Source organism: Peptostreptococcus anaerobius 653-L (assembly GCF_000178095.1).
Classification (GTDB): domain Bacteria; phylum Bacillota; class Clostridia; order Peptostreptococcales; family Peptostreptococcaceae; genus Peptostreptococcus; species Peptostreptococcus anaerobius.
Genome location: NZ_ADJN01000025.1, coordinates 25,007 through 35,334 on the forward strand (window position 1 = coordinate 25,007; position 10,328 = coordinate 35,334).

General features: G+C 42.2%; 13 protein-coding genes. All 13 read right to left on the bottom strand.

What is annotated here, in order from left to right; all coding sequences use genetic code 11:
- Positions 1-604: 604 nt before the first annotated feature.
- The 13 genes from HMPREF0631_RS03365 to rplM all read right to left on the bottom strand — a co-directional run bounded on the left by HMPREF0631_RS03365 (position 605) and on the right by rplM (position 10,176).
- A complete protein-coding gene (locus tag HMPREF0631_RS03365; protein ID WP_002843427.1) occupies positions 605-1,066 on the bottom strand; it encodes an AAA family ATPase in 462 nt (153 codons plus the stop codon).
- Positions 1,067-1,291: 225 nt separating this feature from the next.
- The gene (locus HMPREF0631_RS03370) at positions 1,292-2,002 is read right to left on the bottom strand and encodes a succinate dehydrogenase/fumarate reductase iron-sulfur subunit (RefSeq protein WP_002846085.1); all 711 of its coding nucleotides are present in this window, start codon (positions 2,000-2,002) and stop codon (positions 1,292-1,294) included.
- On the bottom strand, positions 1,999-3,543 hold the full coding sequence (locus HMPREF0631_RS03375; protein WP_002843439.1) for an FAD-dependent oxidoreductase: 1,545 nt from the start codon (positions 3,541-3,543) through the stop codon (positions 1,999-2,001). Before HMPREF0631_RS03375 ends, HMPREF0631_RS03370 begins: the two co-directional genes overlap by 4 nt.
- Positions 3,540-4,079, bottom strand: a complete 540-nt coding sequence (locus HMPREF0631_RS03380) for a hypothetical protein (RefSeq protein WP_002843426.1) — start codon at positions 4,077-4,079, stop codon at positions 3,540-3,542. The genes HMPREF0631_RS03375 and HMPREF0631_RS03380 overlap by 4 nt, the downstream gene beginning before the upstream one ends.
- 10 nt (positions 4,080-4,089) lie before the next feature.
- Positions 4,090-4,608, bottom strand: a complete 519-nt coding sequence (locus HMPREF0631_RS03385) for a DUF6921 family protein (RefSeq protein WP_002843410.1) — start codon at positions 4,606-4,608, stop codon at positions 4,090-4,092.
- 16 nt (positions 4,609-4,624) lie between these two features.
- Positions 4,625-6,979: a heavy metal translocating P-type ATPase gene (locus tag HMPREF0631_RS03390; RefSeq protein ID WP_002843407.1), complete on the bottom strand. Its 2,355-nt coding sequence runs from the start codon at positions 6,977-6,979 to the stop codon at positions 4,625-4,627.
- A 59-nt stretch (positions 6,980-7,038) separates the two neighbouring features.
- Entirely contained in the window at positions 7,039-7,398 is a 360-nt protein-coding gene (locus HMPREF0631_RS03395; RefSeq protein WP_002846076.1) for an ArsR/SmtB family transcription factor, read from the bottom strand.
- Between the two features lie 240 nt (positions 7,399-7,638).
- Positions 7,639-7,983, bottom strand: a complete 345-nt coding sequence (locus HMPREF0631_RS03400) for a hypothetical protein (RefSeq protein ID WP_227214032.1) — start codon at positions 7,981-7,983, stop codon at positions 7,639-7,641.
- Positions 7,984-8,031: 48 nt separating this feature from the next.
- A complete protein-coding gene (locus HMPREF0631_RS10145) occupies positions 8,032-8,358 on the bottom strand; it encodes a sigma 54-interacting transcriptional regulator (RefSeq protein WP_002843433.1) in 327 nt (108 codons plus the stop codon).
- A gap of 194 nt (positions 8,359-8,552) precedes the next feature.
- A complete protein-coding gene (locus tag HMPREF0631_RS10150) occupies positions 8,553-8,882 on the bottom strand; it encodes a BRO-N domain-containing protein (RefSeq protein ID WP_242821658.1) in 330 nt (109 codons plus the stop codon).
- Positions 8,883-8,908: 26 nt separating this feature from the next.
- Entirely contained in the window at positions 8,909-9,124 is a 216-nt protein-coding gene (locus tag HMPREF0631_RS10155) for a BRO family protein (protein ID WP_242821659.1), read from the bottom strand.
- 203 nt (positions 9,125-9,327) lie between these two features.
- Positions 9,328-9,720 carry a 30S ribosomal protein S9 gene (gene rpsI / locus HMPREF0631_RS03415; protein WP_002843418.1) on the bottom strand — a complete coding sequence of 131 codons (393 nt, stop codon included), beginning with the start codon at positions 9,718-9,720 and terminating at the stop codon, positions 9,328-9,330.
- A gap of 24 nt (positions 9,721-9,744) precedes the next feature.
- Positions 9,745-10,176: a 50S ribosomal protein L13 gene (rplM, locus tag HMPREF0631_RS03420; RefSeq protein ID WP_002843417.1), complete on the bottom strand. Its 432-nt coding sequence runs from the start codon at positions 10,174-10,176 to the stop codon at positions 9,745-9,747.
- Positions 10,177-10,328 lie beyond the last annotated feature (152 nt).

The following is a 10,328-nucleotide window of genomic DNA, read 5'->3' on the forward strand; positions in this document are numbered from 1 at the left end:
GGGCTTCATGGCGTGTAGTCGAAGGCTCGACCAAACAGGAATGTACCTGAAGAATGAGTATTCAGTTTTCAAGGGACATCCGGACTTTCGTCCTTACAAAGTAAGTTTAACAAGAATCCTCCGGTTTCGCGTGGGCCTCGTAGGCGCACTTTGGTTGTCCTTGCAGGACTACCTACGGTTCGTTTTGACTTTTCAGTGTTCTATACAGCCGGATTGGGGCAAAAAAATACCCCGTTGGTTTCCCAGCGAGGCATCAAAGATGATTCTATTCTGTTTTCTGTAAACTGGTACCCGTTTATCTCCTGGTGACCATTTGAGTCACGGCTAATGTATCAAAAAAGCAAAGCTCATCTCAGCAAATCAGACAAGCTGTATTCTCCTTTGGGGATATTTGCTGTTCTGCGATACCCTTTTATGGCTTTCACCAAGAGCTGTGGGTTACTGAAATACCGCTTCACAAAATCATACGACTTCACATCATGCATCCGAAGATTTGTTTTACAAAATTCGCTTGGTTTTTCCAGAACGCTTAAACTGATCATATGCTCCTTCCGCATGAATAATCAGCATTTCAATTTCTGGAGCAGTAATGACATTTACCTCGTCAATTTTCTGCTGTAATGCCATTACAGTTTCTTACAATACAAATTCCGTCATTTCGGTCATATTCATCCAGCAGTTCCGGATAATGCGTAGTGAAAATAAGCGTTCCGCCATTTTTGTTCAGTCGGCTGTCCATAAAGAAGCGCACTAAGGTCGTTACAATTTCCTTGTTGAAATGATTCTCTATTTCATCTACCAGAAGATAACCACCTGAATGAAGAACTTCCTTTACCATCGAGAATGTAATAATGCCCTTAATCGTACCAGAGGACAGATACTGCTCAAGGTCTGCCGCATTATTCAGGATAATCTCTTCTTCATCCTTAAACTTCAAGTGTATAAATGTTTTTCCCTCTGTCTGCTCAAAGTACAATTTCTCAATGGTCGGATCGAGAAATGCAATTACCTCCAATGGAATATCTTCGGTAAATGGAAGCACATTCACATTCGTATAGGAAAGCATACCTGAATTTCTGATTTTTGAAAAATTGGAAAACAGGCTCCTCTGGAAAACAATCGTTATTCAGAAGGGCCTGTTTGAGCTATCTGCTTTTGGGGAATTAGGGGGTCTATGGCGAGCGTTTTTGTGATTTTGGAGGCATTTAACCGTAAAGGGGCTGCTGCACTTGGACTTTTTTCCTTGTGCAACAGCCCCTTCATACATTCATTATAGCTTTTATCATCCATTTTATTTGCCCCAAACAACCGCTGCATTCGACCTTACAAGCAGTTCTTCCACAGGCAGACCAATCGGACAAATATCATGACAAGATAACGACTTCCCGCATCCCTCAAAATATTTCTTCTTATATTCAGCAGAAATCTCATTCAAATGAGTGCTTTCCTGTTCTTCATTCAGAATCCGAAATGCGTTGACTGCAGCAACAGCGCCTGCAAAAGTCCCATTTGCAGAGAAGTTAGGACACACTTCAAGGCAGCAGCCACACATCAGACAGCGTGCCGACTGGTATCTCGGTTCATGTGTCCACGAACTCATATGAGCTTCACTTTCAAGCCAAAGGTTCAGTTTTTTCAAATTTTCAAACAGATTTGACCGATCAACGATCAAATCTCTTACAAGCGGAAATTTGCTTAAAGGTTCCAAGGTAATTGTAGAACCTTTTAACGTATGTAGAAATGTAGAGCATGCCAGCCTCGGACGTTCGTTAATCAGCATGGCGCAAGCCCCACATTTTCGCACCATACAGCTACATTCCCAGCTGATGGGAGTAACTATATTCCCTGAGTTATCTTTCAAAGGGGTTCTACTGTTCAATTCCTTTAGAACAGTGGCAACAGAGCTGTTTCTGCTTCCGTCAAACTCAAATTCCTGCCAATAACTGTCTGCTTTCTGACTCTCCTGCCGCCTGATTCTTATTTTATATACCAAGTGAATCACCGCCTTTCTGGAACAGGTACAAAGGAAATCTGTATCTGCTTTCCATCAAATCTAGCTACCGTTGTTTTAAGGTAATCATCGTCATTGCTCTTCGGATAATCCTCCCGCCAGTGTGCACCACGGCTTTCTTTTCTTGCAAGAGCACTCTTTAGAACTGCCATGCCAAGCAATGGAAGATTTTCTGTCAGCGCTTGTACCGTTTGAATCCCATTTAACAACGTATTCTCATTTCTGACAACGCCCATAGTCTCCTGCATCACTTTGTTTAATTGCTTTATTTCTGAAATTTGGGACGCTGGTGGAAAATCTATCTGTGTCGCACAAGATAGATCTACTACATCTGCCTGTTCGCATGCTGATTTTGCCGCAACACGTCCTCCGTATAACGCTCCTAACAGAGAATTTCCACCAAGACGGTTGGCACCATGATATTGGGCACAGCATTCTCCGGCAGCGTAAAGATTCTGAATCGGCGTTCTGTGCTGCTCATCCACCAGAATGCCTCCCATAAAATAGTGAATTCCCGGTAAAACAGACACCGGTTCCTTTCGTATATCTTTATGCAGATAGGTCATACAATCGTCTGCCAGACCAGATAGCTTATTTGAAATAATCTCGTCAGATATTTCCGTCATGTCAAGAAATACCTCTGATTCATGGCTGACCTTCCATATCTCTCTGGCGGTAATATCTCGTGGCATCAGATTTCCAAGCTCCGGGTATTTTTCCTCCATGAAATACCATTGTTTTCCATCTTTCATAGCAAACAACCTGCCACCTTCCCCTCTGGCCGCCTCGCTGATGAGCATGCGTTTTCCACCACATTTCACAGTTGTCGGATGATACTGGATCATCTCGCCATTTGCCAGAGGAACACCAAGCCGGAACAATTCTGCGGTGACTTCTCCTGTATTGCTCAGCGAACCCGTTGTATTTCCAAACAATCCGTGCATACCACCGGTGGCAACAATAACCGCATCCCCCGGTAATTCCACAGTCTCCTGACTGTATTCATCCCTGATTACGCAGCCACAACAAATATTGTCACACAGACGAAGTGTTAGGAAAGAATGATGGCTGAACCGTTCTACCATACCAGATGCTTCTTTCCTGCGAACAGCGTCTATCATAGCTGTCATGATCTGTTTCCCGGTATCGCTCTGCGCAAAAGCAGTCCTTTTCTTTTTCTGCCCGCCAAAATTTCGCAGATCCACATCATCATAGCCGCTCATGTTAAATTGAACTCCAAGTTTTAACAGCCAGTGCACCAGCTCCGGTGCTGCCTGTGTCATTCCCCAAACTGCATTTGGGTCTGCCAGACCGCAAGCCGCCTTTATTGTATCTGTGAAATGTTCTTCGGGACTGTCGTTTTCATCTTTTGTATTCAAAGCTGCGTTGATACCGCCCTCCGCCATAACAGACTGCGCCCGCTCTGATGGAAAGGAGGAAACCAGTTTTACATTGCATCCATTTTCCGCTGCCTGCAAAGCCGCTGAAAGTCCTGCCAGTCCAGCACCTATAATAATAATTGTCTTACTCATAGATATCGCCACCTAACATAATAGAAAATAACTGCGCCCGCTATAAACAGAAGGAGCACCGAAAGAATCAAATAAATATCACCCCTTCGTTCTTTATAACTGATGATTCCCAGCGATACGAGCAATGGGCGGATATTGATAAAAATATGAACAAAGATTGCCGCCACGAACAAAAGCTGAGTTACCATCTTTACCGTTGTAAAAGGGAACAAAATATATGTCCCATTCTGCACCTTTCCAAACAAGCCAATATGGAAGAACAGCAGGATCAGTATTGCCAGCCCACTGGCTCGTCTCGCCCAGAATATGGCGTTCTGTTTCAGATACATTTTTCCGGATTGCTTCGCTGTCTGTAAACTCTGAACTGTCAGGATGACACCAATCACCGTATGCACAACAAGAATACCAACACCAATCCATGCAAGAAGTTTCCCTGCGCTACTTCCAACTCCGTTCAGCATAAAGCTTCCCATGATTCCATGAATCATAAAAATGAGAAGCATTAAAACAGACAAAATCGTATTCCATTTTCTCATAAATTCCCGCTCACCTCATTTCTTCGCTGTCCATGATCATATAGTCCATCTGTGTTAGCGTTGTAACGTCAATAAAATCATCCGATGCCAGGAATACATCATACTTTCCACTTACCACTCTTGATAGCATCATTGTGTCACTGTACTCTTTCAGATCTACGGAGAAACCGGCCTGTTTCAACCTGTCACAGAGTTTCTTAGCATAACTGACAAGCGGATAATCCGTCTCAGATACATATAATCGAAAACTAATGTCCGTTTTCATGAGATCTGTTTCATTTGTTTCCGAATCGTCCAGTGCCAATTCTTTTAATTTATTCCGGGTGTTCTCGTTGTCGAGACCATCTGACATCATATTAATACCGAGAACATAAGAGCCTTCCAACTGTGCGGCGGCTTGGGCAGCTTTTTTTGCTTTCGTTGTTGCTCCTGTGATTGCATCAATCATAGAGGGCGGTGAGTGCAAAAGTGCACCGAAACCTGCAAGAAAAACAATTGTAACTGCTAACAGAATCAGTTTTCGTTTCACATTCCCACCTCATTTCCTATTTTTTCAAAATTCTCATTGCGTTCAAAACAGCAATTATGGTAACGCCTACATCACCAAACACAGCTTCCCACATTCCCACAATACCAAGAGCGCCAAGAATCAGGAACACACTCTTAATCCCAAGAGCAATCACTATATTCTGCATGACAATCTGTTTTGTCGCTTTTGCTACTTCAATCGCGTCCACCAGCTTAGACGGTTCATCTGTCATCAGAACTACATCTGCTGCTTCAATGGCCGCATCCGAACCAAGCCCACCCATTGCAATACCAACATCTGCACGGGCAAGGACAGGAGCGTCATTGATACCATCACCAACAAAAGCCAATTTGCTTTCCGGTCTCTTTTTACCATCTAAAAGCTCAACCTTTTCCACTTTTTGGTCAGGAAGCAGCTGTGCATAATATTCATCCAACTGCAATTCTTCTGCAACAGACTTCCCAATTTTTTCATCATCACCGGTAAGCATGACTGTTTTTTCCACACCGATATGTTTCAAATCAGAAATTGCTTTTTTGCTGTCCGGCTTTACTTCATCTGTTATCAAAATGCATCCGGCATATTGACCATCTACTGCTACATAAACCTTTGTACCAACTTTTTCACAGGTTGTGTACTCTATACATTCTGTATCCATAAGTTTCGTATTGCCAGCAAAAACTTTCTTTTCCCCTGCCATTACACTGATTCCATATCCTGAAATTTCCTTATAATCAGAAATCACTGACTGATCCATTTCTTTTCCATAAGCAGCAAGAATGGATTTTGCAATAGGATGGTTAGAAAAACTCTCTGCCTGGGCCGCATACTCCAGAACCTGTTCTTTTGAAAATCCATTTGCAGGCAGAATATCAGTCACATTGAAAACACCCTTTGTAAGTGTTCCAGTTTTATCGAACACAATAATGCTGACATTATTAAGCGCCTCTAAATAATTACTTCCTTTTACAAGAACACCTCGTTTAGATGCCGCACCAATACCTCCGAAGAAAGTCAGCGGGATTGAAATGACCAATGCACATGGGCAAGATACCACAAGGAAAACAAATCCTCTGCGAATCCACTCTGTCCAACCTCCACCAAGAAGGATCGGTGGCAGAATTGCCAGAATAGCTGCTAAGATTACAACCACAGGCGTATAATAACGTGCAAATGTAGTAATAAAATTTTCTGTTGGTGCTTTTCGGCTTGACGCATTTTCCACAAGATCAATAATCTTTGAAGCCGTAGATTCACCAAATGCTTTTGTTGTCTTAATCATTAAGACACCCGTCTGATTCATACAACCGGAAAGTGCTTCGTCTCCTTTATGAACACTTCTCGGAACTGATTCTCCTGTTAAGGCCCTTGTATCCAGCATAGAATCTCCATCCAATACCACACCGTCTAATGGAATTTTTTCACCAGGCTTTACAATAATAATCTCACCAATGGAGACATTTTCTGGAGATATGGTAATCAATTCCCCATTTCTTCTTACTGTAGCAGAATCTGGACGTATATCCATTAAGTCTGATATAGATTTTCTGGAACGCTTAACAGCCAATGACTGAAAAAATTCACCTACCTGATAGAATAACATAACAGCAACTGCTTCTGGATATTCACCAATGACAAAAGCCCCAATCGTAGAAACACTCATCAAAAAATGTTCATCAAATACACGCCCCTTTGAAATGTTCCTCACAGCCTGCCATACAACATCTCCACCAAGAATAACATAAGAAACAATGAGAAAAGCTAACTCGATAGGCAGTGGCACTTTCGCAAAAACAGTCAATGCCATACCAATAGCATAGATTGCTGCACCAATCGCTAAACGAACTGTCAACTTCTTATCCTCATTGTTATAGGATTCATTGGCCTCCTGCTTTTTTTCCGGTATATAAGATTCCTGTACAATTTCAGAAACTTCCACATCGGGCTCATGGCTGTGGACAATCGTTTCAATCTGACTGGCTATTGTATTTGCGGCAACTGGAGCAACATTTATTGTAAGCGTTTGCCTCATCAGATTTACCACTGAGGATTGCACTCCATCCAACTCTCCGACTTCTTTTTCAATTTTTGCAGAACAATTCGGACAATCCAAGCCCTTTAACAAATAACTCTTTGTAACGGGGATAATTGTTTCTTCCTGAACCTCCACATCAGGCTCATGGCTGTGGACAATCGTTTCAATCTGACTGGCTATTGTATTTGCGGCAACTGAATCAACATTGATTGTCAGCGTCTGCTTCATCAAATTCACAACTGAGGATTGTACTCCATCCAATTCTCCGACTTCTTTTTCAATTTTTGCGGAACAATTTGGACAGTCCAACCCTTTTAATAGAAATATGCGTTTCATGATAATCTCCTTATAATTTGTTTAGTTGTTCAATTACTCAACTATAATATTAAAAAATATTATCTCTGCCAAAGATGCTCAAATCCCTTGTCAATAATCTCTTTCACATGATCATCTGCCAGCGAGTAGTAAACTATCTGTGCTTCTTTACGGAATTTTACCAGATTCGCAAGGCGTAATGCCTTTAACTGATGCGAAATTGCAGATTTTGTTACCCCCAGTAGCACTGCAAGATCACATACACACATCTCACTCTGTTCTAGAGCGTGTAAGATTTGTACTCTAGTTCCATCTCCAAATAGCTTAAACAAAGAAGCCAACTGGATATAATCATCTTTTGGCTGCATCTTGGATTTCACATCATTCACAATATCCTCATGAATTACATCGCAATTACAAATATAAGACGTTTTTGGCATATATTCACCTCCAAATAATAATAGTTGAACAATTACTCAACTATTATTATACTTATTTTTAAATTCATGTCAATAAGCTTATGTTAGTTCCCCATAAATTTTACAATTAAAATCAGCTCTTTATTCTTTTCTTAATCTTTTTTCCCAGTATACCGTTTTGGCTTTCTTGTCACACTTCCATCTGCATGACGTTCCACATTATCTCTGCTTGTTCCGGAATGTAATATCCAAGCTGAATCCTTACAGCTTCATACAGTTTGCTGACGGTAGGGAAACAGTAACGTATTCCGGTTCTGTCAAGAGAAGATCATTCTGAATTTCTTTTTGAACCAACTCCGAATAATGATTGTGTTCAAACAAAACATCCAAAAGAATGTAGAATGGCCTGTTATTGATCGGTGAATCATAGGTGAACTTAAAATGCTTTTTTTCGATATTGTTCTTTCCAATCCGCTTCTGTTCCTCAACATCCTTAAAAGGAAAAATCTCCGATGCACGATCTAAATACTTATCCAAATCTGTCCCTGGCTCGGCAATAATATCAATATCTGTGGATAACCGACGCGGATGTTCCATCAGCAACATAAGACAGGCACAGCCAATGATAAGTCCTATGATGCAACCCATGATAACTTAGAGGATGACACCCATCTGGTTCAGGATTTTGGAGAAGTTCATCATCAAAACCGGAATGCCCTGATCCAGCAGCGCATTTGCTATACATGCCGCCACAAAGGACTTTCCGGTTCCGACATCTCCCCATAACAAAAGGCCAAGGTTTTCAGCCTTGACCTTTTTCCACTGCTCCACATAGCGTTTTGCCATCTGGATGTCCTTGTTGTCTTCTGCAACGCCAAAATTCCATTCCAGAATATGCTTTTCCTGAATCCCAGTTGCTTTCAGCTGCCTGATTTTACGCTGCCGCTCCACCAGTTCATCCTGGCGTTTCTTTTCCGCCATCGCTTCCTGCTGGCATCTGCAAAGGCAGGGAACAATCTTGTCTCTGCCCCAGAGCTTTACCCTGCACTGCACCGGAGTATGACAGTTCCGGCAATACAGCAGCCCGTCCACGCCCTGCTATTCCTGCTGTCCAGGTTCTTTCGCTGTAAAAAGCGAATCCAACGCCGCATTCAATACTTCAGGCACCATGTCGCTCATAGGCTGTCTCCTTCCTCAAATGTGTAGTCTGCCTTGGGCTGTGCCGCATCCAGCTGTTTGCGGATACCCTCAAGCTGCTCCCTCTCGGCTACAAGCTCCTGTGCCAGGGTGTAGATGACCTCCGGATGCTGAATCACCTGATCCAAAATGGAATCGCTCATATACACACCATGCTTTCGGATGGACGGGAGAACTTCATCAAACACCCAGTGTTCAAATCGTTCTGCCGATGGCAGCTTGCTGTGAACGATCAGCCTGTAAACATCGCCTTCTGTGATAAAGGCGATTTCAACGACCTGCTCTCCAGCATCCCCATACTGATTCACCTTCTGAACGACCCCCTCGCGTTTCGTTAGGGGCCTCTGCAATGGCGTTTCACTGCGGCGTAGGGATTTACATACCCCAACGCTTTCGCCACGTCACTTGCACAGAAGAATGTCTTGCCCGCCTCCTGCAACACGCGGATCGAACCAAACTCCTGGTTCTCGAACACCTCCGTCATCTGCCTCGACTGTCCGCCATGACTGCCCACATCGGTGTCATGGGTCATCTGATTGAAATCCGTCATACCTGTTACCTCCTACTCAAATTTGTCTCGCCGGATTTCGGGCGAAAAAAATAGGCCGTAAACCCATGGTAAACCCATCAAAATGGGCTAATTTGAAGTCAAATTTCCTAAAATTTTACCATCGGAATCAGGTGATTTTAGGCATAGAAAAAGCCCGGAAAATGGCGTATTTCCGGGCTTTTTTAGCATTATTAAGCTGTAGATTATCTCTTGCTGAACTGTGGTGCTCTTCTGGCAGCCTTTAGTCCGTACTTCTTTCTTTCCTTCATTCTAGAGTCTCTAGTTAGGAATCCTTCAGCCTTAAGAGCTGGTCTAAGATCTTCGTCAGCCTTTAATAAAGCTCTTGAAAGACCCTGTCTGATAGCACCAGCCTGACCAGTGTATCCGCCGCCTTCAACCTTAACTATAACGTCATACTTGTTTTCGTTACCAGTTAAAACTAGAGGCTGCTTAACATCTCTTATTAGAGTTTCATAGTTGAAGTATTCTCCAAGATCTCTTCCATTTACCTTTATATTACCTTCTCCAGCTACAAGTCTAACTCTAGCTACAGAATGTTTTCTTCTTCCTGTTCCGTAATATTGTACATTAGCCATTAATTAAATCCTCCTCTCGATATCCTACTTAAAGTTTAATTCCTGTGGGTTCTGTGCTGCATGTGGATGTTCAGCACCTCTGTATACTCTTAGTCTAGTCATCATTCTATCTCTAAGTTTGTTCTTTGGAAGCATGCCGCTAACTGCGTGTGCCACAACTTCTTCCGGCTTTTTCTCCATCATTTCCTTATAAGATATTTCCTTTAACCCACCTACATAACCTGTATGATATCTGTAGAATTTCTGAGTAAGCTTCTTACCTGTTAGTACTACCTTTTCAGCATTTACTACTACAACAAAATCTCCACCATCAACGTGTGGTGTAAATGTTGGCTTATTCTTTCCTCTTAATATTGTTGCTATTTCAGTAGCAATACGACCTAAAGTTTTACCTTCAGCATCAACTATATACCAGTCTCTCTTCACTTCAGCTGGCTTAGCTATATAACTCTTCATAAAGACCCTCCTTAACTTTTCACATTTGTGTTTTTCTTTGAATATATGTAAAGTCCGGGGCATAGTGGACTTATTAACGCATTCCTATATATTTTACATCCATAAGGTCTAAAAGTCAATAACTTTATCCCATTTTTTCAATTAATATTATT

Coding starts and splice junctions, on each gene's coding strand:
- HMPREF0631_RS03365 (WP_002843427.1), bottom strand. CDS start 1,066: ATGCTTTCCTATACGAATGTGAATGTGCTTCCATTTACCGAAGATATT.
- HMPREF0631_RS03375 (WP_002843439.1), bottom strand. CDS start 3,543: ATGAGTAAGACAATTATTATTATAGGTGCTGGACTGGCAGGACTTTCA.
- HMPREF0631_RS03380 (WP_002843426.1), bottom strand. CDS start 4,079: ATGAGAAAATGGAATACGATTTTGTCTGTTTTAATGCTTCTCATTTTT.
- HMPREF0631_RS03390 (WP_002843407.1), bottom strand. CDS start 6,979: ATGAAACGCATATTTCTATTAAAAGGGTTGGACTGTCCAAATTGTTCC.
- HMPREF0631_RS03395 (WP_002846076.1), bottom strand. CDS start 7,398: ATGCCAAAAACGTCTTATATTTGTAATTGCGATGTAATTCATGAGGAT.
- HMPREF0631_RS03400 (WP_227214032.1), bottom strand. CDS start 7,983: ATGTTGCTGATGGAACATCCGCGTCGGTTATCCACAGATATTGATATT.
- HMPREF0631_RS10145 (WP_002843433.1), bottom strand. CDS start 8,358: ATGGCGGAAAAGAAACGCCAGGATGAACTGGTGGAGCGGCAGCGTAAA.
- HMPREF0631_RS10155 (WP_242821659.1), bottom strand. CDS start 9,124: ATGACGGATTTCAATCAGATGACCCATGACACCGATGTGGGCAGTCAT.
- rpsI (WP_002843418.1), bottom strand. CDS start 9,720: ATGGCTAATGTACAATATTACGGAACAGGAAGAAGAAAACATTCTGTA.
- rplM (WP_002843417.1), bottom strand. CDS start 10,176: ATGAAGAGTTATATAGCTAAGCCAGCTGAAGTGAAGAGAGACTGGTAT.